The sequence below is a fragment of the Ilumatobacter fluminis genome (assembly GCF_004364865.1).
Lineage (GTDB): Bacteria > Actinomycetota > Acidimicrobiia > Acidimicrobiales > Ilumatobacteraceae > Ilumatobacter > Ilumatobacter fluminis.
The window spans coordinates 2,991,294-3,017,362 of sequence record NZ_SOAU01000001.1; the positions used below are offsets into that span (position 1 = coordinate 2,991,294).

Annotated in this window: 22 protein-coding genes; 10 read left to right on the top strand and 12 right to left on the bottom strand. The window is 67.7% G+C overall.

Annotated features, from left to right (window positions below; all coding sequences use genetic code 11):
- The first annotated feature begins 71 nt into the window (after positions 1 to 71).
- Entirely contained in the window at positions 72 to 1,265 is a 1,194-nt protein-coding gene (locus BDK89_RS13550) for a hypothetical protein (protein WP_133869447.1), read from the top strand.
- A gap of 150 nt (positions 1,266 to 1,415) precedes the next feature.
- Here BDK89_RS13550 and BDK89_RS13555 read toward each other — a convergent pair whose 3' ends face one another.
- From BDK89_RS13555 to BDK89_RS13565, 3 genes are all read right to left on the bottom strand, one after another.
- Positions 1,416 to 2,441 carry a mechanosensitive ion channel family protein gene (locus tag BDK89_RS13555; protein ID WP_133869448.1) on the bottom strand — a complete coding sequence of 342 codons (1,026 nt, stop codon included), beginning with the start codon at positions 2,439 to 2,441 and terminating at the stop codon, positions 1,416 to 1,418.
- Positions 2,442 to 2,485: 44 nt separating this feature from the next.
- Positions 2,486 to 3,583 carry a hypothetical protein gene (locus BDK89_RS13560; RefSeq protein WP_133869449.1) on the bottom strand — a complete coding sequence of 366 codons (1,098 nt, stop codon included), beginning with the start codon at positions 3,581 to 3,583 and terminating at the stop codon, positions 2,486 to 2,488.
- A gap of 69 nt (positions 3,584 to 3,652) precedes the next feature.
- Positions 3,653 to 4,903 (bottom strand): DUF1214 domain-containing protein, encoded by a 1,251-nt coding sequence (locus BDK89_RS13565; RefSeq protein WP_133869450.1) that lies wholly within the window; start codon positions 4,901 to 4,903, stop codon positions 3,653 to 3,655.
- A 110-nt stretch (positions 4,904 to 5,013) separates the two neighbouring features.
- On the opposite strand from BDK89_RS13565, the gene BDK89_RS13570 reads away from it, so the two are divergent.
- Positions 5,014 to 6,744, top strand: coding sequence for a SulP family inorganic anion transporter (locus BDK89_RS13570; RefSeq protein ID WP_166657577.1), 1,731 nt, complete (start codon positions 5,014 to 5,016; stop codon positions 6,742 to 6,744).
- Here BDK89_RS13570 and map read toward each other — a convergent pair.
- Positions 6,726 to 7,706: a type I methionyl aminopeptidase gene (gene map / locus BDK89_RS13575; RefSeq protein ID WP_133869452.1), complete on the bottom strand. Its 981-nt coding sequence runs from the start codon at positions 7,704 to 7,706 to the stop codon at positions 6,726 to 6,728. The genes BDK89_RS13570 and map overlap by 19 nt on opposite strands.
- 75 nt (positions 7,707 to 7,781) lie before the next feature.
- On the opposite strand from map, the gene BDK89_RS13580 reads away from it, so the two are divergent.
- The 5 genes from BDK89_RS13580 (at position 7,782) to BDK89_RS13600 (ending at position 10,903) form a co-directional block, all read left to right on the top strand.
- Complete coding sequence (locus BDK89_RS13580) at positions 7,782 to 7,973, top strand: helix-turn-helix transcriptional regulator (protein WP_133871099.1); 192 nt, start codon at positions 7,782 to 7,784, stop codon at positions 7,971 to 7,973.
- A gap of 42 nt (positions 7,974 to 8,015) precedes the next feature.
- Positions 8,016 to 8,210 (top strand): hypothetical protein, encoded by a 195-nt coding sequence (locus BDK89_RS13585; RefSeq protein WP_133869453.1) that lies wholly within the window; start codon positions 8,016 to 8,018, stop codon positions 8,208 to 8,210.
- 220 nt (positions 8,211 to 8,430) lie between these two features.
- On the top strand, positions 8,431 to 9,528 hold the full coding sequence (locus BDK89_RS13590) for an ABC transporter permease (protein ID WP_133869454.1): 1,098 nt from the start codon (positions 8,431 to 8,433) through the stop codon (positions 9,526 to 9,528).
- A 47-nt stretch (positions 9,529 to 9,575) separates the two neighbouring features.
- Positions 9,576 to 10,262: an ABC transporter ATP-binding protein gene (locus BDK89_RS13595; RefSeq protein WP_133869455.1), complete on the top strand. Its 687-nt coding sequence runs from the start codon at positions 9,576 to 9,578 to the stop codon at positions 10,260 to 10,262.
- A 2-nt stretch (positions 10,263 to 10,264) separates the two neighbouring features.
- Positions 10,265 to 10,903: a TetR/AcrR family transcriptional regulator gene (locus BDK89_RS13600; protein WP_133869456.1), complete on the top strand. Its 639-nt coding sequence runs from the start codon at positions 10,265 to 10,267 to the stop codon at positions 10,901 to 10,903.
- Between the two features lie 239 nt (positions 10,904 to 11,142).
- On the opposite strand, the gene BDK89_RS13605 is transcribed toward BDK89_RS13600, so the two are convergent.
- Positions 11,143 to 12,828: a SulP family inorganic anion transporter gene (locus BDK89_RS13605; protein WP_133869457.1), complete on the bottom strand. Its 1,686-nt coding sequence runs from the start codon at positions 12,826 to 12,828 to the stop codon at positions 11,143 to 11,145.
- Positions 12,829 to 13,085: 257 nt separating this feature from the next.
- Between BDK89_RS13605 and BDK89_RS13610 the strand changes: the two genes are divergently transcribed.
- Positions 13,086 to 15,413, top strand: a complete 2,328-nt coding sequence (locus BDK89_RS13610; protein ID WP_133869458.1) for an arylsulfatase — start codon at positions 13,086 to 13,088, stop codon at positions 15,411 to 15,413.
- Between the two features lie 174 nt (positions 15,414 to 15,587).
- Here BDK89_RS13610 and BDK89_RS13615 read toward each other — a convergent pair whose 3' ends face one another.
- Positions 15,588 to 18,443 carry a vitamin B12-dependent ribonucleotide reductase gene (locus BDK89_RS13615; protein ID WP_133869459.1) on the bottom strand — a complete coding sequence of 952 codons (2,856 nt, stop codon included), beginning with the start codon at positions 18,441 to 18,443 and terminating at the stop codon, positions 15,588 to 15,590.
- A 722-nt stretch (positions 18,444 to 19,165) separates the two neighbouring features.
- Here BDK89_RS13615 and BDK89_RS13620 point away from each other — a divergent pair.
- Complete coding sequence (locus BDK89_RS13620) at positions 19,166 to 19,873, top strand: dihydrofolate reductase family protein (RefSeq protein ID WP_166657578.1); 708 nt, start codon at positions 19,166 to 19,168, stop codon at positions 19,871 to 19,873.
- A 24-nt stretch (positions 19,874 to 19,897) separates the two neighbouring features.
- On the opposite strand, the gene nrdR is transcribed toward BDK89_RS13620, so the two are convergent.
- On the bottom strand, positions 19,898 to 20,350 hold the full coding sequence (nrdR, locus tag BDK89_RS13625; protein WP_133869461.1) for a transcriptional regulator NrdR: 453 nt from the start codon (positions 20,348 to 20,350) through the stop codon (positions 19,898 to 19,900).
- Positions 20,351 to 20,480: 130 nt separating this feature from the next.
- A complete protein-coding gene (locus tag BDK89_RS13630) occupies positions 20,481 to 20,891 on the bottom strand; it encodes a LysM peptidoglycan-binding domain-containing protein (RefSeq protein WP_133869462.1) in 411 nt (136 codons plus the stop codon).
- A gap of 226 nt (positions 20,892 to 21,117) precedes the next feature.
- Here BDK89_RS13630 and lexA point away from each other — a divergent pair, with 226 nt between their 5' ends.
- On the top strand, positions 21,118 to 21,750 hold the full coding sequence (gene lexA, locus BDK89_RS13635) for a transcriptional repressor LexA (RefSeq protein WP_133869463.1): 633 nt from the start codon (positions 21,118 to 21,120) through the stop codon (positions 21,748 to 21,750).
- Between the two features lie 30 nt (positions 21,751 to 21,780).
- Here lexA and BDK89_RS13640 read toward each other — a convergent pair whose 3' ends face one another.
- From BDK89_RS13640 to dapF, 4 genes are read right to left on the bottom strand one after another with little or no spacing between them, the layout of a single operon-like run.
- Positions 21,781 to 22,755, bottom strand: a complete 975-nt coding sequence (locus BDK89_RS13640; RefSeq protein ID WP_133869464.1) for a hypothetical protein — start codon at positions 22,753 to 22,755, stop codon at positions 21,781 to 21,783.
- Between the two features lie 10 nt (positions 22,756 to 22,765).
- Entirely contained in the window at positions 22,766 to 23,878 is a 1,113-nt protein-coding gene (locus tag BDK89_RS13645) for an aminotransferase class I/II-fold pyridoxal phosphate-dependent enzyme (RefSeq protein ID WP_133869465.1), read from the bottom strand.
- A gap of 52 nt (positions 23,879 to 23,930) precedes the next feature.
- Entirely contained in the window at positions 23,931 to 25,238 is a 1,308-nt protein-coding gene (gene hflX / locus BDK89_RS13650) for a GTPase HflX (protein WP_133869466.1), read from the bottom strand.
- Positions 25,235 to 26,041: a diaminopimelate epimerase gene (gene dapF, locus BDK89_RS13655; protein ID WP_133869467.1), complete on the bottom strand. Its 807-nt coding sequence runs from the start codon at positions 26,039 to 26,041 to the stop codon at positions 25,235 to 25,237. The genes hflX and dapF overlap by 4 nt, the downstream gene beginning before the upstream one ends.
- Positions 26,042 to 26,069: the final 28 nt, after the last annotated feature.

Sequence of the window (26,069 nt, forward strand, 5' to 3'; positions counted from 1 at the left end):
GACCGCCTCCGGGCGGTCACCCGTTTCGCCGTTTTCCGGTCGGTTCACGCCGGTCTCGTAGTGTCGTCGGCATGCACCACGCCCCCACCCTCGTCCGCCGCGCCGTTCTGCTCGGCTCCGTCGCCCTGGCGCTTGCCGCCTGCGGCGGCTCCGACGACGACGCGTCCGCCACGACGACCGACGCCGCGACCGAGACGACCGCGGCACCGGCGACCACCGCTGCGCCGGCGACGACGGCCGCACCGACGACCGAGGCACCGGCGACCACCGCCGCGCCTGCAACGACGGCCGCACCGACGACGGTTCCCGAGACCACCGCCGCACCCGAGACGACGGCACCGACCACGACGGCGCCGGCGGTCGATCCCGACTCCAGCGTTCCCGACGGAGGCGACATGGCGCTGGCACAGTTCTGTTTCGACTCGCAGCAGGTCTACGTGTTCAACCAGGTCGTGAGCGTCCTCACCGAGCCGACGCCGGAACAGGCCGAGTCTGCGCTGTCGATCCTACGGTTCATGGTCGACGCCGCGATCGCGTCGGCCCCCGACGGGATGAGCAGCGAGCCCCAGATGATGGCGGACGCGCTCGAGCAGATCGCCGCCGGCTTTGCCGCCTACGACTACGACGTCGAGGCGTTCTCCTCGTCTCCGGAGGCCGAGGAGATCGGTGCGGCGTTCGCGACCTACGAGAACGTCGCCACCGAGCTGACGGCGTTCATCGAGGTGCAGTGCGGTATGGACGGTCGATTGGACCCGCTCGACAGCCAGGCGGTGAAACTCGCTCCGATCATCGATCAGTTGGCCGATCTGCCGCTGCAGCCGATCTCCAATCAGGCGGGCGACATCCGACTGTTCGTTCCCACCGAGTGGTCGGAGTGGGTCGGCTCGCTCGAGTTCGCCGAGACGACCGTGCTCCAGGCAACGACCGACATCGAAGAGTTCGAGCGTTCGTGGAACGTGCCCGGCGTGCTGGCGACGGTCGCGTTCGTGGGCGACGGGGCCGCCGATCCGAGCGCGCTGCTCGAGGCCGTGAGTGCGAACGGCGATTGCACGCTCGAAGCAACCGAGCCGTATGCGGACGAGGTCTATGTCGGCGAGCTCCACCTGTTGAGCGACTGCGCCGGGGTCGGCACCGATGCTGCCGTCCTCGCCGCCACCGACGCCGACAGCGGCTCGATCGAGATCACCCTCGAGTTCCAGTTCCCGGACGGGGGCGACCGCGAGCTCCTCGACCAGATGCTCGCCACCTTCGCCGCCCGAGCCTGACCCGACCGGGTCGGGTGTCGGAAGAAACGGCGACGGCCCCGACCGGGTCGGGTGTCGGAGGGAACGGCGACGGCTCCGACCGGGTCGGGCGTCGGAGGGAACGGCGACGGAGTCGACGTTTCCGGAGATCACCCGACCCGGGCGCGACCCTCAGCCGACGAGTTCGGGCGACCGCTCACGAGCATCGGCCAGGCGCACCACCGGCAACTCGTCGGCTCGGCCGGCGAGGTGCGGCAACAGCGCTTCACGCAGCTCGCAGCGCAAATTCCAGAGGTCCGACGCGTCCGCAGCGGTCACGAGGATCCTCACCTGGATCGCCCGCTCGTCGAGCTCGATCACCTGCACGTTGAAGGCGCGACCGTCCCAGAGCGGATTGCGGGCCAGCAGATCGCCGACCTCACGCCGCAGCGACTCGATGTCGGCCGTGTGGTCGACCCATGCGGTGACGACACCGGTCACTGCCGACGACGAGCGCGTCCAGTTCTCGAACGGTTCGTCGACGAACCGCGACGTGGGCAGCACGAGCCGGCGGTCGTCCCAGATCCGGACGACGACGTTCACGAGGCCGATGTGCTCGATCCGGCCCCACTCCCCTTCCACGACCACCACGTCGTCGAGGCGGATCGGTTCCGAGAACGCCACGATCACACCGGCTGCGAGGTTCTCGATCGGCGACCGCAACGCGAAACCGGCGAGGATGCCGATCACGCCGGCGTACGTGACGATCGTCGGACCGAAGTCGCCCAGCGGGGTGACGGTGACCAGGGTGACGGCGACGGCCCCGACGATCACGATCGCCGACACGATCCGTCGGATCAGCTCCACTTGGGTGCGTCGACTGCGGGCCCGGAGATTGTCGAACGTGTCGATCCGCAGCCGACGGAAGACGACGCCCTCGACCACGACGAGGAACCGAACGACGAACCACGCCACTGCGGCGATCACGGCGACCTCGCTGAGCGAGGTGTAGGGCTCTTCGTCGAACACCAGGTCGACGCTGCGGGCCACGATCGCCAGTGCGACGAGCCGCATCGGTGAACGCATTCGTCTCAGGTCGGCGGCGAATTGGGTGCGACCGCGTCGCCGCAGGACGAACTGGACGATCGGGCCGAGCAGGAGGAGGCCGACGGCGACAGCACCGCCGACCACGAGAGGGGTCAGGTCGTAGTCAGACATCGCTTCGAATCACCCTAGGAACGGTTCCACGCCGTCCCGACGTGTCAAACGTCGCTGCGGGGAGCGGGTGCGTCGTAGGCGGCCCACACGTCGACCTCGCCGCTGTCGGCCGTCGGCCGGGGTTCGTGGTCGCGGGTCGGGTTGGTCTGCACCGGCATCGTGCGGGTGTCTCCCGATCGGGCGACCGGTACCGGTTCGGTCGCGTCGACCTGCGCCGGCTCGGTCGGAGGCTCCGGGGTCGACCGCCGGTACTGCGGCTGCTGCGGCGGCGCCGACGGTCGGTACTGCGGCGTCGCAGCCGTGGCGGCCGTCTGCGGTGCTCGCCGGCGGGCGCGGCGATCGTCAGGACGCGAAACCGGCTCCGGAGCGGGTTCACGAGCCGGTGCATCGCGGCGCTTCGGCACGAGGAAGCTGCCGGCGATGGCAGCGATGCCGGCGATCGTGAGACCGAGGGCCCACGGCCCGATCGGCGCGGTGTACTCGCGCACCACGACCGTTGCGGTGTCGTCGACGCTGGTACTGATCCGGGGAGCGAGCCAGGTGGCGATCGGCGAGCCGACGACCCAGAGGAAGCCAGTGGCGACGGCCCAGTAGCCGAACCGACGGGCGGTCAGGCGGGCGTCGCCGATCACGAACGAGGTGACGAAGAGGAGTGCGCTCACGAGCGCCAGCCGCCAGACCCAGTCGTCGGCCGTGTCGCGCAGCGACGACGACGTGGACACGTCGGGCAGGGAGAGGTCGGTCGGTGTCTGTTCGATGATCGGTGCGAGCTGGGGTTGGGTGCGCGCGAACTCGGTCTGGAATGCCGCGCTCGCGGCGTCGAAGTTCAGCGCCCCGGCCTCGCTCACGAACGCGTCGGCAATCCGTTGTCGCGCCGCCGGGTCGGTGAGGACGGCGACGAGTGCGGCGTCGACCTGGTCTTGGGTGACGCCGAACTCGGCCGGGATCGCCGACATGACCTGGCCACGCACCGGGGCGAGCACCTCGTCGCGAGCGCCGGGGTCGTCGAGCACCGCGTTGGTGACCCGGGTCGTCGTGGCAGGATCGGCCCAGGTGTTGAGGTAGACCCAGCCGGCCCACGCGACCGACCCGGCCACGATTGCGGCCAGGCACAGCACCCACGTGATCCAGCGCCGGAACATGCCATCGACCCTACGGGTTCGGGCCGCACGAATGCCGTCACATTCGGCGCGGGCGGGCTCCGGAGCTGGTCAGTCGCTCTCGATGGCAGGCGGGAACCACTCGCCCGCTCGCACGTTCGCCCGAGGGATGTACGTGCGGAACGTCAGCGAGAACGGATGGCCGTCGGGCGTGGGCAGCCAGTTCGCTCGTCGGGGTCCGTCCGGCGCCACCGGCGAGCAGTACAGATCGAGCGAACCGTCGTCACCGAACTCGAGCGGCGAGTACGAGTTGAGGTTGAAGCGATCATCCGGGTTCGGGATGACCCGATAATCGGGCAGGCTCACGAGGATGATCGACCAGTAGCCGTCCACGGCCTCCGCCGGCACGTCACCCGGCCCGAAGTGAAGTCGGTACGACCGGCTCCCGTCGAGCGGCTGCCCGTCACCGCCGCGCGTTCCGACGAAGTAGATGCACTCGCTGGCGCTGTTCGCCCAGATGCCGACGAGGTTCGCCGCCGACCGGATCAGGTAGTCGTCGCCGTAGTTCCCGACCGTGATCGTCCCGAGCCATCCGTTGCGGAACACGCCCGACTTCGTGACGGCGTAGGCGAGGAACCACGGCACCACGTCGGCGTGGATGGCACGGTCGATCTCCGCACGAGCCTCCGGCGACGAAGCGACGTACGCGGCGACCGACCGGGCGAGCCGCTGTGGCTCGGCTGTTGCACCACACACGTCGCTCGCGGCGTCGATCAATTCGTTCGCATGGTCGAACAGGCCGACGTCGGCGAGGTGCTGGTTGTCGAAGTCGTCGATGGCGATCGTCGGTGCGATCCGGGGCGTACCGACACTGCGGAGAGTGAACTGCCGAGCCAGGTCGACGGCGTCGTCGGGCGAGTCCTGGAGCTCGACGCGGGCGAGCATCTTCGCCTTGTCGGAGTGCAGCTCGATCGGCACGGCTCCGTCGGGGACGGACGCTGCGGCACCGGGGGCGACGAGCGCGAACGTGCCCGACGGGTGGTCGGGGAAGTTGCGTTCGTTGATGTTGACGATCACCTCGCCCCACTCGTCGAGGAACTGTGCGGTGTAGTAACGCCCCTCGATCCGGGGTATCTCGAGCAGCACAGGCGTCTCGTCGTCGACGGCGACCCACGCTTCGAGATAGGCGACGTCGAAGTTCGGGTTGACGAACTCGGCCGATCCCAGCGGGTTGTGCTTGATGACGTTGTAGTCGACACCCTCCTCGGCGAGATCTCGTCGCTCCTGTCGGACGACCAGCGCCCTCCCGAGGAGGTAGCCGTACGCAGTACGGAGTTGATCGTCGTCGAATGTGCGCTCCATCGTCGGAGCCTCCTGCCGTTCCCGCCGGGTCCCATCACCCGAACAGCACGCACTGTAGTGAGCGGTCCCGTCGCGATCTGGCACGCCGGAAGGTTCTACTGTGCACGTTCGTGGGCACCCCCGTGACCGATCCCGACGACGAACTCTTCGGCGGCGATCCGCTCCCGCTCGTCGCTCCGCGCCGGCGTTCGCTCACGACCGTCCTGCCGGTCATCGCGTGGCTACCGGACTATCGCTGGAGGTCCGACCTCCGTCCCGACCTGATCGCCGGCCTGACCGTCGCAGCGCTCATGATCCCCGAGTCGATGGGGTACGCAGGCGTGGCGGGTGTGCCGCCCGAGATCGGTCTCTATGCGGCGCTCGGTGCGATCGCCGCGTACTTCCTCACCGGCGGCACCTCGATCCTGTTCGTCGGACCGGCCTCGGCCGTCGCTGCCCTGTCGGCGTCGATCGTCGCCGACTTCACCGGCGACGTCGACCCGATCGCGTTGACGTCGGCGCTCGCGATCACCTCGGGCGTGCTCTTACTGGTGGCCGGTGCACTTCGCCTCGGTTGGGTGGTCAACTTCATCTCCAAACCGGTCCTGCATGCGTTCGTCGCCGGCCTGTCGATCTCGATCCTCGTCGGCCAGCTCGACGAGCTCGTCGGCATCGACATCGACGGGGAGTCGGCCGTCGCCAAGTTCGTCGACACGATGTCACAGCTCCCCGACTGGCAAGGGTGGACAGTCGTGGTCGGTTTCGGCGGCCTGGCCGCACTGCTGCTCATGGAGCGGTTCGTGCCTCGCCTCCCGGGCGCGCTGTTCGTGGTCATCGTCGGCATCGTGCTTGTCGTCTTGTTCGGGCTCGACGACAACGGGGTGGCGATCGTGGGCGACATCCCGAGCGGTCTCCCGGGTGTGGGAATCCCCGACCTGTCGGCGACGCGCTGGATCGAGCTGTTCGGCGGTGGCGCAGCCCTCCTGCTGGTCGGTTTCTCCGAGGGCTACGCAGCTGCCTCCACCGTTTCGGAGTCGACCGGCGAAGACGTCGACTCCGACCAGGAACTGATGGGCGCCGGCGCCGCCAACATCGCCGCTGGGCTCGTCGGCGGCCAGGCCGTGTCGGGAAGCCTTTCGAAGTCGGCAGCGGCCGAGGAGGCGGGCGCTCGCACCCAGATGTCGAACCTGATCAGTGGCGTCGTGCTGCTGATGACGCTGCTGTTCCTCGCACCCGTGTTCGAGCAGTTGCCGGAGCCGATCCTCGCAGCCGTCGTCATCGCCGCCGTCGTCAAGTCGGCCGACCCCCGTCGTCTGCTGGGCCTGTGGAACGTGAACCGGTTCGATTTCGTCGCCGGTGTGGTCACCTTCACGCTCGTGTTGGTGTGGGAGGCGCTCCCGGCGATCTTGGTCGGCGTGGCGATGTCGCTGGCGTTCCTGGTGCGGCGGGCCACGTTCCCCGACGTGGTGGAGCTGCGCCCGTCGACGGATGGCGTCTTCCGGCGATCGGTGCGACGCGTCGACGGACCGGCTCGCGACGGCGTCGTCGCGCTCCGTCTCGAAGGGTCGTTGACCTATGCGAACGCCGAACGCTTCATCCGAGGTGCACGTCTGCTCGCCGATCGAGGGGGCGTCCGTGTGCTCGTCGTGGATGCCGAGATGATGGCCGACCTCGACACGACCGGGGCCGAGGCGCTCGAGTTCGTCGACGACGACCTCGGCGAACGTGGCATCGAGGTCAGGCTGGCCGCCATCCACGCCCGCGCCCGAGCCCAGATCGCCCGCTCGCGCCTGTCGGACCGCTTCGAAGGACGCCTGTACGACTCGGTCGAGGCCGCGGCGGGTCAGACCACCGCGAGCTGATCGAGTGTGCCGACGGCGGTGTCGCCGTCGGCGGTGATCGTGAGGATCTCGACACCGTCGTCGGTGACGAGGACCGTGTGTTCGAACTGAGCCGACGGCCGGTTGTCGTTCGCGTGCTCCGTCCAGCCGTCGTCGGCCTGGTGGAACGTCGGGCGGCCGGTCGTGAGCATCGGCTCGACGGTGAGCGTCATGCCCGGCCGCAACACGTACCGGTCGTGGGCGTCGATGCAATGGTTGACGTGCGGATCGGCGTGGAACGTGACGCCGATGCCGTGGCCGCCGTACTCGCGGATGACGCCGTAGCCGCGTGCTGCTGCGAACGGCTCGATGGCGCGGGCGATGTTCTGGATCGACTCGTTCGGCCGGATGGCGGCGATGCCGCGCAGGGTCGCCTCGCGGGTCGTCTCGATCAGGCCGCTCACGGCGTCGCTCGGCTCACCGACGACGAACATCGCCGAGTTGTCGCCGTGCATGCCGTCGACGTAGGCGGTGACGTCGACGTTGACGATGTCGCCCTCGCGCAAGGGTCGGTCGTCGGGGATGCCGTGGCAGATCACACCGTTGACCGAGGTACAGATCGACTTGGTGTAGCCGCGATACCCCAGCGTGCTGGGGTATGCGCCGAGTTCGACGTAGGTGTCGTGGGCGACGACGTCGAGCTCGTCGGTGGTGACGCCGGCAGCGACCGCGGCGCCGGTTCGCAGCAGCACCTCGGCGGCGACCTGACAGGCGTGACGATGACGGGCCAGCGACTCGGCGTCGTGGATGTGGGCCGCCTTCGGCGTCGAGATGCGACCGGTGGTGACGTAGTCCGGGCGGGCGATCGTCTCGGGGACCGGACGCATCGGCGACACCTGGCCGAGTTCGACCGGCGGCCGGTCGAGGGCCTGACGGTCGCCGTGGCATCGCTTGTGCTTCCGGCCGCTACCGCACCAGCACGGATCGTTCGACTTCAACTTCATCAGCGAACGAGTCTATGGGCGTAGACGTGCGATGTCTACACCCCTCGACACGGCTACGATCGTGGCGTGGCACCGATGGTCAACACCGAAGAGCTGATCGATTCTCGCGAGCTGGCGTCGATCCTCGGCCTGTCCCACGCCAACAGCGTGAGCCTCTACCAGCGCCGGTACGCCGACATGCCCCGCCCGGTCGTCGACCTCGGCAACGGGCGCCCCCGCCTCTGGCTCCGCAACGAGATCCTCGACTGGCTCGATCAACGCAGGTAGCGCGTCGTTGCCACGCCCGCGCAGACGACGTACGGTCGAGCCATGTCGATGCGGGGGTTTCTCAGGGCGCTGTTGCAGCAGCAGCCCGAACGGCAACCACAGCCGCACAGCGGCGACCAGCTCGCCGACGAGATCCGCCAGACGATCGGGCCGCTTGCGAGCGGCCCCGGGGCGGGCGGCGGACGCATGACCGGCCGCTCGGTCTACCGCCACCTCGAAGACCGAAACCGCTCCTGAGCACGGCCTTCGCAGAGCCCGGCGTGTTCACGACCTCGGGCCCCGGATCAACGACACCCGCACGGCCGCGCGGCCCGCGACGGGCGCCGATCGTCGCGCCCGTCGGCGCGATGAGATCAGCAGTGCCGGGAGCGCCGCCGACGCCCCGCCAGGCATCACCCAGGGGCCGTCCGTGCGATATCGACATAGTGTCGCTATCTTGTCGACACCATGTTGACAAATGATCGGAGTCGTCGTGTTCGTCGCTAGGAAAGATCTGTGGTTCGCCCGCGGGCGGTTCGCGCTCGTGGGGCTCGTCATCGGACTGGTCGCGCTGATGGCGACGCTGCTGTCGGGGTTGGCGAACGGACTGGTCGATGACGGAGTGTCCGGTCTCCGGCAGCTGCCCGCGTCCCATCTCGCCTTTCAACCAGGCGCCGAATCGACCTTCAGCCGTTCGACGCTGACACGCGAGGCCCTCGAACCATGGGACGAACTCGACGGTGTCGAGTCGGCACCCATCGGCATGTCGTTCTTCAACGCGCGTCGAGACGACGGCACCACGATCGACCTGGCTGTCTTCGGGGCACCCGCGGAGAGCTTTCTCGCAGCTGCGATCGGCGGTCTCGACGACGCAGCGTCCGCGCCAGGTTTGATCGTGTCCGACACGTACGAGGACGTCCTCACTGTGGGAGACGTGGTGACGATCGTCGGCCTCGACCAAGAGATTCCGATCGTCGGCTTCGCCTCGCTGGGGTCGTACGGTCACGTCGACGTCGCTTTCACGTCGCTGACCACGTGGCAGTCGTTGCTCTATGGCGACAACGCTGCCGACCGGTTCTCGGCGATCGCAGTTCGGTCCGATGATCTCGAGGCGGTTTCCTCGGCGGCGACCACATCCGGCACCGAGTTGGAGACTCGCGAGTCAGCTTTTCGCGGGTCGCCCGGCTACACGGGCGAGACCCAGACGATGTCGATGATGCGCACGTTCTTGCTGCTGATCTCCGCCCTCGTCGTCGGAGCCTTTTTCACCGTCTGGACGGTGCAACGCAACAGCGAGATCGGGCTCCTCAAAGCACTCGGGGCGTCGACGTTCTACGTGATCAAGGACGCGATCGGCCAGATGGTGGCGGTGTTGCTCGCAGCGTCGACCATCGGGGCCCTGATGGGGGTCGGACTGGGAAGCTTGGTCGGCTCCAGCGTCCCGTTCCGCCTCGAGGCTGCCCCCGTCATCTCGTCGATAGCGCTGCTGGTCGCATTCGGCGTCATTGGATGCCTCGTGGCGCTACGACGCATCGTGTCGGTCGACCCGATCATCGCCCTCCGGGCACGGACCTGACCTCCACCAACCTGTTCAATCCTTCCGAGAATGGAGAACCCGAACTCATGAGTATCGAACTCGATGACATCGTCGTGACCGTCCCAGACGGCGACCAGACCCGCACGCTGCTCGATCACGCAAGTCTGGTGATCGGCCGCGGCGAGGTCGTCGCCCTGTCCGGCCCCTCCGGCTCGGGGAAGTCCACGCTGCTCGCCGTTGCAGCCCTGCTGTTGCGAGCCGACCGTGGAACCGTGAGAATCGACGGCGTGGACGCCCACGCAGCCAACGATCGCGATCGCACGCTGCTCCGCCAGCAACACATCGGCGTTGTGTACCAGAACGCCAACCTGTTCCCGTCGCTCACAGCCCGTCAGCAGGTCGAACTCGTCGCGCACGTTCGTGGTGAACTCGACCACCATGCTCGTGAGCGGGCGGCAGACCTGCTCCGCACCGTCGGGCTCGATTCGCGCCTCGACGCACGACCTGCCGAGTTGTCCGGTGGCGAACGGCAGCGGGTGAACATCGCTCGCGCCCTCATGGGGCGACCGTCGGTCATCGTCGCCGATGAGCCGACCGCTTCACTCGACGCCTCGCGCGGTGAGCAGATCATGAAGCTCTTGGTCGACCGGGCACGCGAAAGCGGGGTCGCGACACTCGTCGTCACTCATCTCCCCGAACAGGTCGCAGCGACGCGCCACGTTACGATCGAACACGGCGGACTCGTCGAGCGAGACTGGTCCGACGCTGCGTAGCCATGCCCAAGATCACCGCTCCGACCATCGCCGAGCACGTCGAAGTGCGCGAGCGGGAGATCATGGACGCTGCGATGCGCCTGTTCGCCGAACGCGGCGTACGAGACGTGAGCATCGGCGACATCGCTGACGATGTCGGACTCGCTCGCACCTCGCTGTACCGATACTTCCGAACCAAGTCGGCGATCATTCACGCATGGTTCGACGCGACGATGGGACCGATCATCGACGAGTGCACGGCGATCGCAGACGATGTTCAGCCAGCTGCGCAACGGCTCGAACGATGGCTCGACGTGCAGTTGGACGTGCTTTCGGACCCGTCGAACCACGCGATGATCGCCGCCGCGCTCGAGGCAGACGACATGACTGACCGCCGGCAGGGGGCCATCGCAATCCAGCACCAAGCCCTGTATGCGACCCTCGAGCAGATCCTCGCCGACGATCGACCGGTCGATGACAACGTCCGGGCCCGGACCATCGTGATCTCGGGGCTCCTCCGCACCCTGACGGATCTCGTTCAACACGGCATCCCTCCGACGGCTGCTCGCGAGCAGATCCGAGTCGCCATCAACGCGATCGAACCCGTCGCCGACGGCGAGCCACGTCTCGCAGCCGCACCGAACGCAACGGGCCGGTCCTGACGCCGGCAGACCGGCCGGGTCATCGAGCGGTCACTGCACCGCTTCACCGCCGCCAGCCAAGGGCAGCGGCGATCGTCGATCAGCACTGACGAACCGGCGCGCCGCAAAGCCTCAGCCCGCGGCTCACTACGCCCACGCCACAAGGATCCGACTCGGCCTGCGTTGCGACATGCACCCCGCTGTGGGCAGCCACCAACTCCGGCGCACGTACCCGAAGTGAACGATTCGTGCGCCGAACGTCAGTCTGCACCGAGATTCTGTCGGTACCGTCGCGCTGCAAGCAGTGCCGTGTCGTGGAGACGTTGCTGCTCATCAAGCCGCTGCCACTCAGGGAGCCGCCTCGCTGTGTCGAGCACGCGGGCTGTGAACCCGGCATACCAGAGGGTGGTGCCGGCTTTGTCGAGTTCGTCGTCGAGTTCGCGGAGCTGGTCGATGATGGTCACCGAGGTCGTGCTCGCCGGCGAGGCGTCGAGCACGAGGACGGTCGGCGAGCGTTCGGCCACGCTCTGCATGATCGCACGACGGACGCGCTTGATGTTCGCTGTGTACAGCAGCCCATCGATCCGGAGAATGAGCAGCCCGGGGAGCGATGCCGTGTCGTCGGCCGCAATGCGGAGGTCGTCGCCATCAGCTGAGAGCTGGAGTTCGGTGACACCCACTCTGTTGAGCTCCCGGAGCACCAGCAACAACGTGAGCAGGACGCCGATCAGTACGGCTGCGAGCAGCCCCAGAGTTAGGCCTGCAGCGGCGGTGGCGGCTGCGATCCAGAACGACAGCCGGTCGAGTCGCCAGTAGCGGACGAACTGCTGGGGCTGAACGAGTCCGCCGACTGCCACGATGACCAGGGCGGCAAGCGTTGCCTCGGGCATGTCGCTGAGTACATCACCGAGAAACACGGCACACGAGACCGCGAGCAGCACGGTGACGAGTGCGCTGAGCTGAGTTCGTGCCCCGGAGCGCTGGTTCATCGCCGTCTGAGAAAAGCCCCCGGCCGCAGGCATCGCGCCGGAGACTCCGCCCACGAGGCACGCGAACCCGTTCGCGAAGAGTTCTTGATCGTTGTCGATCTGTGGCTCGGAACGTCGTCGGACTGCGCCGGCGACGGAGGCGGTCTCCATGAAACACATCAAGGCGATCGCGGCTGCGCCACCCAGCATCGGCTCGACGCTGTCGAGACGTGGTCGGACCGGGGCGGGTAGGCCCGACGGCACTGATTCGATCAGGGCGACACCATGTGCGTCGAGCGACCAGACAGCGACCAGCACGATGCCGAGGCCCACGGCAAGGAGCGGCGCCGGCACGGCCGGGGCCACACGCGCGAGCCCGACGAGGAGCCCGATCGTGACGGCTGACAGAACGAGCGTTGCCGTGCTGGTGTCGGCGAGGTCGGCGAGCGCGCCACGGATCTCGCTGAAGAATGCGTCGGCGTCGGGGTCGCCGGCGACGCCGAGCAACGCAGGGAGCTGACCGGCAGCGACGGTGAGGCCGACGCCGGTCCTGATACCGGTGAGGGTCGCTTCGGAGATGTTGTCGATCAGCGCTCCGAGCCGCAGGAGGCGAGCGATCAACATGAGGAGCCCGACGAGAACGCTCAGCGTCGCAAGGTCGCGTGCGGGGTCTTCACCGCTCGTCGCAACCTCCGCTGCCAGCAGCGTCGAACCGGTGAGCACGGCGACCGTCGAGGTCGTGCTCACCGACAGCGTGCGCGATCCGCCGAGGAGCCCGTAGACGAGCATGGGAACCATGCACGTGTAGAGGCCGACCTCGGCTGGCAGCCCAGCGATCGATGCGTAAGCCATTGCCTGGGGAATCACAACGGAGCCGGCAGCGAGGCCGCCGACGAGATCCTTCGAAAGCCATGATCGCTGGTAGTCCCGAATCCACGTTGCGGCGGGCAGAGCCGGAATCAACCTGCGCACGGTCATGCCAATCCGGCCAGCCGTCGAACAGGTCGTTCGGTCGGTCGCCGACGTCGAGTCCCTGCCGGGACATCGACCCCACGCGACAGCGGAGCGGCTGCCGCGCCTTCGTGATTCACCGCGAACACTCACATCGTGTCTACTGGATGGTTGGTCGGGTCTGGCGTACCGGAGGCCAGAACACGTTCGACCTGCAGCACGGAAAGCAGACGTGTCGTGCAACAATGACGCTCTGGCAGACGTACCCGAAAGGAAGCCCTGCGATGTCCCAACCTGAGTTCTCCGGCGTCATCAACCTGGATGTGAACGACTCGGTTCCTGATTGGGAGCCGTACAAGCCGACCAAGGCGCCGGACGGTGCTCCGAACGTGCTGGTGATCCTCTACGACGACACCGGACTCGCGGCGTGGTCGCCGTTCGGCGGGGGTGTAGAGATGCCGACGCTGCAGCGACTGGCCGATCGGGGGTTGCGGTACACCCAGTGGCACACGACGGCGCTGTGTGCGCCGACGCGGTCGACGATGATGACTGGTCGCAATCACCATCTGAACGGCATGTCGTGTATCACGGAATGCGCGAACGGATTCCCCGGCTGGCACGGCCGAATCCCAGAGGCATGCACGACCGTGTCGCACCTCCTCCAAGACGCAGGTTGGTCCACGTTCTGGTTGGGGAAGAACCACGACGTACCTGAGCAAGACGTCGCGCCGGGCGGCGACCGGTCGCGATGGCCGCTGAACATGGGCTTCGACCGGTTCTACGGATTCCTCGGTGGAGAGACGAACCAGTGGTACCCCGATCTGGTGGAGGACAATCACTTCATCGAGCAGCCCTACGGACCCGAGGACGGCTACCACCTGTCGAAAGATCTCGCCGACCAGGCGATCAAGATGATCAGGGACCAGAAGGCGTCGAACCCGTCCAAGCCGTGGTACATGTGGTACTGCCCTGGCGCCAACCACGCCCCGCTGCACGCGCCGCAGGAGTACATCGGCAAGTACAAGGGCCGGTTCGACGACGGCTATGAGGCGTACCGGGAGTGGGTCCTGGAACGCATGATCGACAAGGGCGTGCTTCCCGAGGGAACCGAACTCACACCGTTCAACCCGCTGCCCGACGACCGCGCCAACCCGATCGACCAGGTGCTGCCCTGGGACGAGCTGTCCGAGGATCAGAAGAAGCTGTTCTGCCGGATGATGGAAGCATGGGCCGGCATGTCGGAATACACCGACGTCGAGATCGGACGGCTGATCGACTACTTGGAGGAGAGCGGACAGCTCGACAACACGTTGATCTTCTACTGCGCCGACAACGGCACGTCCGGCGAGGGCGGGCCGAACGGGTCGGTCAACGAGAACAAGTTCTTCAACAGCTACCCCGACGACCTCGACGACAACCTCCAATACCTCGACGTGATGGGCAGCCCCGACACCTACAACCACATCCCGACCGGGTGGGCTGCGGCATTGTCCACCCCGTTCCAGATGTTCAAGCGCTACTCCCAGTTCTCCGGAGGCACCTGCGACCCGATGGTGATCTCGTGGCCGAAGGGCATCACCGACCACGGCGGAGTTCGTCACCAATACCACCACTCCACCGACGTGGTCGCCACGATCCTCGACGTCTGCGGTCTCGAGATGCCCGACACCTACCGGGGCGTCGAGCAGGTGCCGATGTCGGGAACGTCGATGCGCTACAGCTTCGACGCCGACCCGGACGGCCAGACGACGAAGGAGCGCCAGTACTTCGCGATGTTCTCGACCCGGGGCATCTGGGCCGACGGGTGGAAGGCGTCAGCGATCCACGCACCACTCAGCGGCATCGGCGACATGGAAAACGACCGGTGGGAGCTGTACCACGTCGACGAGGACCGCTCCGAGAGCAAGGACCTTGCCTCCGAGCACCCCGAGAAGCTCCAAGCACTGGTCGACATGTGGTTCGAAGAAGCCGAGAGGAACAACGTGCTGCCGCTCGACGACCGGATCGCCGCCGAACTGCTCGGCACCGAGCGACCGAGCACCGAGCCGCCTCGCGACACCTACATCTACTACCCGAACACCTCCCCCGTGCCCGAAGGCGTGGCTGTCAACATCCGCAACCGCTCCTACAAGCTGCTCGCCAACGTCCGGATCGAGGACGGGTGCGAGGGCGTCATCTTTGCCCACGGTTCTCGGTTCGGCGGACACAGCCTGTTCATCAAGGACGGGAAGCTTCATTACGTCTACAACTTTCTCGGCATCAAGCCCGAGCAGCAGTTCAGCTCCGACGAGCTCGCACCCGGCGACTACACCCTCGGAATGGAGTTCGTCCGGGAAGGACAGGGCGAGAACCGGGAGTCACTCGGCACGTGCAGGCTGTACGTCGGCGACCAGGTGGTCGACGAGGGGCCGATGCGTACCCAACCCGGGAAGTTCACCCTGTCGGGCGACGGCCTGTGCGTCGGCTACGACAGCGGCGACGCCGTGAGTAGCCAGTACACCACACCGGGCCGATTCACCGGCGGCCAGATCCAAGCGGTCGAGGTGTCCGTCGGCGATGTCGAGTACGTAGACCTCGAGGCCGAAGCTGCGGCCGCATTCGCTCTCGACTGACACAACGCCTCGTTGTCGCTTCAACGGACTGCGGATGGGCCACCTCGCGAGGGAGATCCGCCCGTCCTTCCTCGCCGACCCGCTGCGCAGCACCGCAACGAGCAGATGACGTGGAACGACGAACGGGGTGTCATCTGATGCAATCCACCAGATGACACCCCGTGGGCGATTTCGTCAGCTGCAGCCGCTGGTGCTGCCGCAGCTGGGGCAGGCGTGGCAGCTGCCGGCGCGCACCATGTGGACGCCGCACTGCATGCACATCGGGGCGTCGATCGCCTTCGACGACGTCACGATGCCGCGAGCCGGGGTGTTGTCTTCCACCGTCGGCTCGATGGCGCCCGACTCGAGACCGGCGACCAGCTCGTCGACCGACGGGATGCTCGCCGGGTCGGGGACGATGTCGGAACCGTTGGTGGTCTCGGTGACCGCCTCCTCGACACCCGGCAGCGTCGGCTGAGTGCGCTCCTCGATCGTGAAGATGCCGAGCTCGGCACGCTCCTCGTAGCTCATGTACTCGAGCGCCATACGACGGAACAGGTAGTCGACGATCGAGCCGGCGAAGCGGACGTCGGGATCGTCGGTCATGCCGGCGGGCTCGAACTTCATGTTCGTGAACGCCTCGACGTAGGCACGCAGCGGCACGCCGTACTGCAGACCGTGGCTGATCGACTTGGCCAGAGCGTCCATGATGCCCGACAGGGTCGACCCCTGCTTCGAGACCGTGAGCCAGACCTCACCGGGCTGGCCGTTCTCGTACTCGCCGATCGTGGCGAAGCCCTTGAGATCGGCGACCCGGAACTCGAACGTCTTCGACGAGCGGGTGCGGGGCAGCTTCTGGCGGATCGGCTTGTGGACGATCTTCTCGACGATCTTCTCGACGACCTCGGTGGCCGCCTCGACCGTTGCCTCGTCGTCGGTCTTGGCGCCCTCCTTCTTGGCGGTCGAGAGCGGCTGGGCGACCTTGCAGTTGTCGCGGTAGATGGCGACGGCTTTCAGGCCGAGCTCCCACGACAGCTGGTGCAGCGCCTCGACGTCTTCGACCGACGCCTCCTCGGGCATGTTGACCGTCTTCGAGATGGCGCCCGACAGGAACGGCTGCACCGCACCCATCATCCGGACGTGGCCCTCGTAGTGGATCGTGTTGTCGCCCATCGAGCAGGCGAAGATGGCGACGTGCTCCTCGGCGAGGTGCGGGGCGCCGAGGATCGACTTGTTCTCGTCGATGTAGGCGATGATCTCGTCGACCTGCTGGGCGTCGTAGCCCAGGCGACGCAGCGCACGCGGGATCGTCTGGTTGACGATCTGCATCGTGCCGCCGCCGACGAGCTTCTTCATCTTGACGAGGCCGAGGTCGGGCTCGATGCCGGTCGTGTCGCAGTCCATCATCAGGCCGATGGTGCCGGTCGGGGCGAGCACCGACGCCTGGCTGTTGCGGACGCCGAACTCCTGGCCGTCGCGGACGGCGTTCTCCCACGCACGCTGACCGGCCGAGAGCAGTTCGTCGGGGACGACCTGGTCGTTCTCGATCTGGTAGCTGGCGTCGCGGTGCATGCCGAGCACGCGGAGCATGTGCTCCTCGTTGTCGGCGAAGCCCTCGAACGGGCCGAGGCGAGCGGCGGTCTTGGCCGAGGTGGCGTAGGCGTGGCCCGTCATCAGCGAGGTGAGCGAGGCGGCCCACGACCGGCCCTCGGGCGAGTCGTAGGCGTGGCCGAGCGCCATGAGGAGCGCACCGAGGTTGGCGTAGCCGATACCGAGCTGGCGGAACTTGCGGCTGGTGTCGCCGATCGGCTCGGTCGGGTAGTCGGCACGGCCGACCAGGATCTCCTGGGCGGTGAAGATCATCTCGATCGTGTGCATGTAGGCGTCGACGTCGAACGTGCCGTCCTCGTCGAGGTACTTGAGCAGGTTGATCGAGGCCAGGTTGCACGCCGAGTTGTCGAGGTGCATGTACTCCGAGCACGGGTTCGAGCCGTTGATGCGGCCCGTGGTGTGGGCGGTGTGCCACTTGTTGATCGTGGTGTCGAACTGGAGGCCGGGGTCGGCGCACTCCCACGAGGCCTGGGCGATCTGACGCCACAGGTCGCGGGCCCGGATCGTCTTCACGACCTCGCCACTGGTGACGGCCTTCAGGCCCCAGTCGGCGTCTTCGACGACGGCCTGCATGAACTCGTCGGTGACGCGCACCGAGTTGTTGGCGTTCTGGTACTGGATCGAGAACGAATCGGCACCGTCGAGGTCCATGTCGAAGCCGGCGTCACGCAGCACACGCGCCTTGCGCTCCTCTTTGACCTTGCACCAGATGAACTCCTCGACGTCGGGGTGCTCCACGTCGAGGATGACCATCTTGGCGGCGCGGCGGGTCTTGCCGCCCGACTTGATGGTGCCCGCCGAGGCGTCGGCGCCGCGCATGAAGCTGACCGGGCCGGAGGCGGTGCCACCGCCGTCGAGCGGCTCGACCGACGAGCGGATCTTCGACAGGTTGACGCCGGAGCCCGAGCCACCCTTGAAGATGACGCCCTCCTCGCGGTACCAGTTGAGGATCGAGCTCATCTTGTCGTCGACCGACAGGATGAAGCAGGCGCTGGCCTGCTGGGGCACGTCTTTCACACCGATGTTGAACCACACGGGGCTGTTGAACGCCGCCCGCTGGGTGACGAGGATGAACTTCAGCTCGTCGCTGAAGGCCTGTGCCTCGTCGGGGTCGGCGAAGTAGCCGCCCTCACGGCCCCAGGCCGTGATCGTGTCGACGACACGGTCGACGACCTGCTTGAGCGACGACTCGCGCTCGGGCGTGCCGGGGGTGCCACGGAAGTACTTCTGCGACACGATGTTGGTCGCATTGACCGACCACGTGGTCGGGAACTCGACACCGAGCTGTTCGAAGGCGACCGAGCCGTCCTTCCAGTTGGTGATGCGAGCGTCACGCAGCTCCCACACGACCTCGTCGTACGGGTCGACGCCCGGCGAGGTGAACAGCCGATTGAGACCGATCCGACCGTTGGCGGCCTGTCGTTCCGGTGCGAGAGACATGTGTGATCCTTCCGTCTGGGTGCGGGCCGGTGCTGCGTGTCCCTCCGGCCGGCAACCGGAGACGTCCGCCGTGCCGACCGGCCCACCAGTCGACACAACTTCATTTGTCGGGGCACAACATCTTGTTGGGAAGACCCCGTTCCTGCTCGCTCGACCACAACTGGTTGTGCCTGTCGCGGGCAGGGCTCGGTATTACACCACTGTAGTTACGAGAGTGTCAACGCTTGGCTCGCACTCGCGCGAAACAACTCGCTGACCAGCCGCGACGCGCCTGTTCGCGATCGCATCGCGGGCCGAAGCAGTCCCGCGCCGATCCGGCGTCGTCGGCGTCGACCGCCCGGGCGTGGGCGACTCGATCCAGGTCGTCCCGGAGGGTGATGCGATACGCAGGTTCAGGATCGTGGCTGACCCCATTCACACCGTTCGTCCGACCCCAACTCGGCCAACCTCCGAACCGTGCGGCTTCGTCATCCGCGCATCGCACCACCACCGGCACGAGGGGCAACCCTACGGGTGTCCCATTGTGGAACGGAAGGGGACAACGGTGTGAATTGCCGGTTCTTCCTGTGCACACCGCTGTGGACGACGCCGGGTTGTCCACAGCCGCCCCACCGCCCCGGCGAGCAGCAGGCGCGCGAACAGCGTGCAGCCGGGATGTCGCTTCGCTCGGCCACGGGCGCACGGCGAGGTGTGCAGCGGGTGCCGAGTGGCAAGATTCGTTCGTGCCCTCCGATGCAGCACCCGCGATCCGCCGCCTCTCCCCCGACCCCGTCGGCACGACCACGGTCGTCGACGAGTACGGCGTCGATCGGCCACGGCCGGCCGACCGGCCGTGGGTCACGGTGTGCATGGTGGCGAGCCTCGACGGCTCGATCGCACTCGACGGCGCATCCGGCGGCCTCGGCAACGCCAACGACCGGGCCGTACTGGCGACGATGCGGACCGTCGTCGACGTCGTCATCGTCGGCGCAGCGACCGCGGCCGGCGAGGGCTACGGCCCGCCGAAGCGTCCCGACCTGCGGATCGGCGTCGTGACGAACAGCGGCCGCATCGATGCGACGTCGCCACTGTTCACCTCGGGCGCCGGATTCGTGATCACGAACGAGCACGCCGAGATCCCGAGCGGCGTCGACACCCTGCGGACGGGCGGTCGCGAGGTCGATCTCGTGGCGGCCGTCGAACGCATCCCCCACCTGATCCCCGGCGTCACCCACGTCCAGGCCGAAGGCGGGCCGACGCTCAACGGGGCGCTCGCCGCCGCCGATCTCGTCGACGAGATCTGCCTGACGGTGTCGCCCCACGTCGTCGGTGGCGATGCCGCACGGCTGACATCAGGCGCTCCGGAACGGGGCCTCGGGTACGAGCCGGCGCACGTGCTGCTCGACGACGAGGGCTATCTGTTCACCCGCTGGGTGCGGCGACGCGACTGATCGGCGCGGCGACCGGCGCCGGCGTCAGGAGAGCTTCTTGAGCAGCTCGAGTTCGCTCTGGAAGTCGGCGGCGCCGTCGAAGTTCTTGTACACCGAGGCGAAACGCATGTAGGCGACCTCGTCGACGACTCGGAGCCGCTCGAGCACGGCGAGCCCGATCCGGCTGCTGGTGACCTCACCACCGTCGAGTCGGAGCTCGTCCTCGACGGCGCTGGCGAGCTCGGCGATCGTGATGTCGTCGACACTCCGGCCCTTCGTCGCCGCCCGCAGACCGTGGACGATCTTGTCGCGGTCGAACGGCTGCGTCGTACCGTCCGACTTGGTCACGACGAGCGGCAGCTCTTCGACCCGTTCGTAGGTCGTAAAGCGGTAGCCACACCCGAGACACTGACGACGACGGCGGATCGCCGACCCCTCGGCCGCCAGGCGCGAATCGACGACCTTGGTGTCGTCGGCGTGACAGGACGGACAGTGCACCCGGTCGAGGTTACTGCGGCGACGCCGCGCTCACCCCGACGATCCTCGAGCCGACCGCCGCCCGTTCGGCGATCACTCAGTGACGCTTCAGCAGCTCGGCTCAGCGGTTCGGCACGGCAGTTCGGCGAGATCAGGGCAGGACGACGATCTGGCCGACGTGGATCGTGGCGCCGCCGTTCAGGGCGACCAGTTTGTCGACGTACTTGACGAGCGAGATCTCGCCACGGTGTTCCTGGGCGATCGTCCACAGCGAGGCGCCCGGCTGGGCGACGACGGAGCTTCGTGCCGGCTGGCTCACGGCAGCGGAGGCAGGTACGCCGCCGGAGCCGGCCAGCACGTCGTACGTCGTGACAGCGCCCACCGCGACGAACGCGGCCAGGGCGGTTCCGACGACGGCTCGGCGCCGGCGATACGTGGCCTCGCTGACACGGCGGCGAGCCGGACGGCGCTCGACGGCGGGAACCGTCGACGAGTCACCGCCGTGGGTGCGACCCCGCTGCGGGGCTCGTGTCGTGTGCTGCAGGCTGATCGTGGCGCTCATCTCGTCTCCCAACTGACGATCCAGTGCTCGGTGGTGGTGCTGGTGGTGCTGCTCAGGCGCCCGGCCGGGTGACCGAACGACTGTACGTCGAACAGTTGTACCCGAACGACCGTTCGCTCGTCAACCCGAAAACGGACATTTGTTCGACGAACGGGTGCGCGATTCGGAACACCTGTCCGACGAACGGGTGTTTGACCTGGTCGGCGAACGTCTGTACGATGTCACCATGGCCGAAAAAGCGATCAGTCGTCGTCAACGAGAGATTCTCGAGTTCATCGAGTCCCAGACCCGCGACCGCGGCTTTCCGCCGTCGGTCCGCGAGATCGGCGAGGCGGTCGGCCTCACCTCACCGTCCACGGTGCACAGCCACCTCAACACCCTCACCAAGATGGGGTACCTGCGCCGCGACCCCACCAAGCCCCGTGCGATCGAGGTGCGGTGGGATCCGAACTCCGGTGTGGCGATGGAGCGGCGACCGGTCCGTCACGTGCCGCTCGTCGGCGACGTCGCCGCCGGCACCGACGTGCTCGCCCAGGAAAACGTCGAAGAACTGTTCCCGGTCCCGACCGACTTCACCGGCGATGGCGAACTGTTCATGCTCCGGGTCCGCGGCGAGTCGATGATCGACGCCGGCATCCTCGACGGCGACTTCGTGATCGCGGCGCAGCAGTCGACGGCGAGCAACGGCGAGATCGTCGTCGCCGGCATCCCCGGCGACGAGGCCACGGTCAAGACCTACCGCCGCGAGGGCGATCAGGTCGTCCTGGTACCCGCCAACTCCACGATGGACCCGATGGTGTTCGGGCCCGACGAGGTCACGATCTACGGCCGGGTCGTGACCGTCATGCGCCGCCTCTGATCGGCGGCCGCCGACCGACGGCGCTCACCATCACGCCGACGTGTCGTCGTCACTCGACGACGACACGTCGGCGTCGTCGCGTTCGGGCGACGGTTCGAGATCGCTCGGCCAGGCAACGGCCGACGATGAATCCGGCGCCGGAGCGGGCGCCGATGGCGATCCCGGCGAGACTGCCGAAGGGTCCGGGCGTGGCGTCGCTGCCGACTCGGTCGACGGCGAGTCGACGTCGGGGGTCGGCACGACCAGCGGCGGTGCGGTCGTCTCGGCGTCGGGAGCCGACCACGGCTCGGCGACCCGTCGCTCGTCCGGCGCCATGGGATTGACCGGAACCTGGCGGACGTCGGGCGACGCGGGCGGCCACGATCCGTTCTGGGTCTCGGCGCGCCGGGCGTGGTCGCGTTCGGTCACGCCCCAACCGGGATCGGCGAGCCCCGTGAAGGTCGCTGCCTTCTTCGACCGACGTGCCGACAGCCACAGCAGGAAACCGCCGAGCACGAGTCCGCCCGCCACGGCGGCGATCGCTCCCTGTCGCAACTGTTCGACGCCGTCCTGCGGGTCGCCACCGATCGCGGCGACGATCGCCGGATCGGCACCCAGGACGCTGATGCGGTACTCGCCGGGTTCGGGGATCGTGATCCGAGCCACCGAGGTGCCACTGCCGACGTCGAGGTCGTACGAGACGCCGTCGTCGGCGACCCGGGGCACCTCGACCCCGGTCGTGGTCGTCACCGTGAAGGTGAACGGCCGTCCGGGCAGAGTGCTCGGCTGGCACCCGTCGACCGGGGCGACGATGCCGGACAGTTCCTCGAACACGTAGAACTCGCCCGGCTCACCGAACGTCAGCGTGGTCGTGCAGCCGGTGACGGCACGAGCGAACGACTCCGCTGCCGATTCCGGCTCGCGGTCGGCGAGGACCCAGAGGACACCTCCGCCGACGAGTCCGGCGCACAGCACCAGCAAACCGATCGCCGCGATGACGCCGCGTCCGTGTCCTCCCTTGGGCATGTGTGGCCTTTCAGTCAACGCCGAGTCGCTGGGCGATCTCGGCGATCCGCTCGTCTGGTTGTACCACGGCCACCCGCACGTAGTCAGCACCCGCGGCGCCGTAGAAGTCGCCGGGGCTCACCAACACGCCCGCTTCGCGCGCCAGGCGTTCGGTGAACTCCCATGCGTCACCGACTCGGAACCACAGGTAGAAGCCACCCCCGGGCACCTCGATGTCGTACCCCGACCAGCGGCTCAGCACATCGGCCAGATGGACGAGCCGCGTCCGATACCGCTCACGCTGCACCTCGACGTGTTCGTCGTCGTCGAGCGCCACCACGCCGGCGGCCTGCACCGGGCCCGGCACCATCATCCCGACGTGCTTGCGGACCTCGCGCAGGTAGTCGACCAGGTCGGCGTCGCCGGCGTAGAAGCCGAGCCGGGCACCGGCCAGGTTCGACCGCTTCGAGAGTGAGTGCACGGCGACGACGCCGTCGGTGCCGTGCTCGAGGATGGTCCGACCGTGGCCCGTCCACGTGAACTCGACGTAGCACTCGTCGGAGAAGACCGGCACGCCGTGTTCGCGACCCCACGCTGCGGCGGCTCCGAGATCGTCGAGGATGCCGCTCGGGTTGCCCGGACTGTTGACCCACAGCAGCAGCGCCCGTTCCGCGTCGGCCGGGTCGATCGCATCGAGTTGCACACCGCCGGTCGGCGTCATCGGGATCGGGACGGCTCGGCAGCCCGCCAACGTGGCCCCCATCTCGTACGTCGGGTACGAGATCTCGGGGTAGAGCACGGTGTCGCGATCGGGCGAACGCAGCTTCATCCACTGCGGCAGCGTCCCGACGAACTCCTTCGTGCCGATCGCCGCAGCCATCTGGTCGATCGGGACGTCGAGATCGAAACGTCGTCGCATCCACCGCCCGATCGCCTCCCGCAGGGGCACGGTGCCGATGCTCGGCGGGTAGCCCCGCTCCGCGTTCGAAGTGGCCAGCGCCTCGATCACCGCCGCCGGGGGCGGATCGAACGGAGTCCCGATCGACAGGTCGATCAGGCCGGTCTCGAACCGCTCACCGTACGGCTTGAAGCGGTCGATCCGCTCGTACGGGTACGGCGGCGGGACGAACGGTTCGGGGGTCATGCGAACCCGATGCTAGGAGACGCGCCCGCCTCGGCCGGCGACGGATCGACCGTCAGGTCACGTCGGCGACGACGAACTCGGCCAGACGACCGGCCGACGCGTCGGACAGGCGAGCTCGCACGGTGAGACCCTTCTCGGCCTCGGTGGTGGACACGACCTCACCCTCGCGGTGCACCGAGGCGATCACGTCGCCCCGGTCGTACGGGATCAACAACTCGACGACATTCGTCAATGCTCGCAAGCGGTCGGCGAGGGTGCGCAGGAACACCTCGATGCCGTCGCCGGTGACGGCACTCACGGCCACCGAACCCGGATGATCGACGACGAGTTGCGGGGCGTGGTCGGGCGCCAGATCGGACTTGTTGAACACGATCAGCTCGGGCACTTCGTCGCCGCCGATCTCGGCGAGCACCTCGCGCACCGCCGTGATCTGGCCGTCGGGGTCGACCGAGCTCGCGTCGACGACGTGGACGAGGTAGTCGGCGAGTGCCGCCACCTCGAGCGTGCCCTTGAACGCCTCGACCAGACCGTGGGGCAGGCTTCGGACGAACCCGACCGTGTCGGTGAGCAGCACCGGCTCACCGCCGGGCAGGGCGAGTCGCCGGGTCGTCGGGTCGAGGGTGGCGAACAACCGGTCTTCCGACAGCACACCGGCATCGGTGAGCCGGTTGAGCAACGTCGACTTGCCGGCGTTGGTGTACCCCACGATCGCGACGTTCGCCAGACCGCTCCGACGGCGGCTCTTGCGCTGCAGGTCGCGCGTCGCCGCCAGGTCTTTCAAGTCGCTCTCGAGCTTCGTGATCCGGCGCATGATTCGACGGCGATCGACCTCGATCTTCGTCTCGCCACCGCCGAATCGGGCACCGACACCACCGCGCTGCTGCGCCAGCTTGGCGCCCTTGCCGCGACGGAGGCGGGGCAGCCGATAGCGCAGGAGCGCCAGCTCGACCTGGGCCTTGCCTTCGAGGGTGTGGGCGTTCTGGCCGAAGATGTCGAGGATCACGGCGGTGCGATCGATCGCCGTTCGGCCGAGCACCTTCTCCAGGTTGAACTGCTGCGCCGGGGCCAGCTCGTTGTCGAACACGACCGTGTCGGCATCGACCGCCAGACACAACTCCTTCAGCTCGTCGACCTTGCCCTTGCCGATGTACCACGTGTGGTCGGGGGCGTCGCGGCGCTGGATCAGTCGTCCGGCGACATCGGCGCCTGCGGTGTCGACGAGGAGCTCGAGCTCGTCGAGGCTCTGGTCGACCTGCTCGTCGGTCTCCCCGGGCAGGGCCACCGCGACCAGCACGATCTTCTCCCGGATCGTCCGGTCGATGAGGGTCGAACTGAGCGCCTCTTGGTACGGGCTGCTCATGCGGTGACCTCGATCGTGGCGACGAACGTCGCCGGCCCGGTGAGCGTGACGCGTCCGGCGTCGGGCGTGTCGAGCGCCACCGTCGCACTCCCGCCGTCCATGTGGACGACCAGCTTGCCCTCCCGCGGCGTCGCCAGCCCCCAGGAGGCAGCGGCCACGGCGGAGGCACAGGCACCCGTTCCGCACGCTTCGGTGATGCCGGCGCCGCGTTCGTGCACCCGCATCCGGATCTCGTCGGTGTGCTCGCCGGGCTCGACGATCTCGAGGTTGACGTGCGGGACGGTGGAACCGAGCTGTTGCAGATCGACCACGTCGACGTCGTCGACGCCGACGACGCTGTGCGGATTGCCGAGGCTGTAGTGGGCGACCGGACGATCGGGATGGCACCCGAGTTCGGACCACCCGGACGGTTCGTCGATCGGATCGACCGAGCCCATCTCGACGGTGGCCAACACCGTGTCGTCGTCGTCGGTGGTCGCGAGCGTCACGAGCCGGGCGCCGGCGTCGGTGAGGATGTGCTGATCGTCGAGGTCGCCCCGTCGGGCGGCGAGCGCCTGCGCGAAGCAGCGGATGCCGTTGCCGCTCATCTCGGCTCGGCTGCCGTCGGCGTTGTACAGCACCATGCGTGCCGCGTAGCCATCCTCCGATTCGGCGACGAGCAGGCCGTCGGCGCCGAGGCCGCGTCGGCGATCGCACAGCCGTCGGGCCAGATCGGGCAGGTCGGTCTCGGGAACGTCGGGGTGGAACACGACGAGGAAGTCGTTGCCGAGGCCGTGGTGCTTGGTGATCGTCAGAGTGCTCATGTGCTCCCACCAGCGTACGCCGTCGTGT

Bases quoted from the DNA above. Each gene is read 5' to 3' on its own strand.
- BDK89_RS13630 (WP_133869462.1), bottom strand. From the start codon at position 20,891: ATGAGCGCCACGATCAGCCTGCAGCACACGACACGAGCCCCGCAGCGG.
- BDK89_RS13605 (WP_133869457.1), bottom strand. From the start codon at position 12,828: ATGACCGTGCGCAGGTTGATTCCGGCTCTGCCCGCCGCAACGTGGATT.
- BDK89_RS13640 (WP_133869464.1), bottom strand. From the start codon at position 22,755: ATGCCCAAGGGAGGACACGGACGCGGCGTCATCGCGGCGATCGGTTTG.
- lexA (WP_133869463.1), top strand. From the start codon at position 21,118: ATGGCCGAAAAAGCGATCAGTCGTCGTCAACGAGAGATTCTCGAGTTC.
- dapF (WP_133869467.1), bottom strand. From the start codon at position 26,041: ATGAGCACTCTGACGATCACCAAGCACCACGGCCTCGGCAACGACTTC.
- BDK89_RS13595 (WP_133869455.1), top strand. From the start codon at position 9,576: ATGAGTATCGAACTCGATGACATCGTCGTGACCGTCCCAGACGGCGAC.
- hflX (WP_133869466.1), bottom strand. From the start codon at position 25,238: ATGAGCAGCCCGTACCAAGAGGCGCTCAGTTCGACCCTCATCGACCGG.
- BDK89_RS13645 (WP_133869465.1), bottom strand. From the start codon at position 23,878: ATGACCCCCGAACCGTTCGTCCCGCCGCCGTACCCGTACGAGCGGATC.
- BDK89_RS13590 (WP_133869454.1), top strand. From the start codon at position 8,431: ATGATCGGAGTCGTCGTGTTCGTCGCTAGGAAAGATCTGTGGTTCGCC.
- BDK89_RS13585 (WP_133869453.1), top strand. From the start codon at position 8,016: ATGTCGATGCGGGGGTTTCTCAGGGCGCTGTTGCAGCAGCAGCCCGAA.
- BDK89_RS13610 (WP_133869458.1), top strand. From the start codon at position 13,086: ATGTCCCAACCTGAGTTCTCCGGCGTCATCAACCTGGATGTGAACGAC.
- BDK89_RS13580 (WP_133871099.1), top strand. From the start codon at position 7,782: ATGGTCAACACCGAAGAGCTGATCGATTCTCGCGAGCTGGCGTCGATC.
- BDK89_RS13600 (WP_133869456.1), top strand. From the start codon at position 10,265: ATGCCCAAGATCACCGCTCCGACCATCGCCGAGCACGTCGAAGTGCGC.
- BDK89_RS13615 (WP_133869459.1), bottom strand. From the start codon at position 18,443: ATGTCTCTCGCACCGGAACGACAGGCCGCCAACGGTCGGATCGGTCTC.
- BDK89_RS13555 (WP_133869448.1), bottom strand. From the start codon at position 2,441: ATGTCTGACTACGACCTGACCCCTCTCGTGGTCGGCGGTGCTGTCGCC.
- BDK89_RS13560 (WP_133869449.1), bottom strand. From the start codon at position 3,583: ATGTTCCGGCGCTGGATCACGTGGGTGCTGTGCCTGGCCGCAATCGTG.
- map (WP_133869452.1), bottom strand. From the start codon at position 7,706: ATGAAGTTGAAGTCGAACGATCCGTGCTGGTGCGGTAGCGGCCGGAAG.
- BDK89_RS13565 (WP_133869450.1), bottom strand. From the start codon at position 4,903: ATGGAGCGCACATTCGACGACGATCAACTCCGTACTGCGTACGGCTAC.
- BDK89_RS13550 (WP_133869447.1), top strand. From the start codon at position 72: ATGCACCACGCCCCCACCCTCGTCCGCCGCGCCGTTCTGCTCGGCTCC.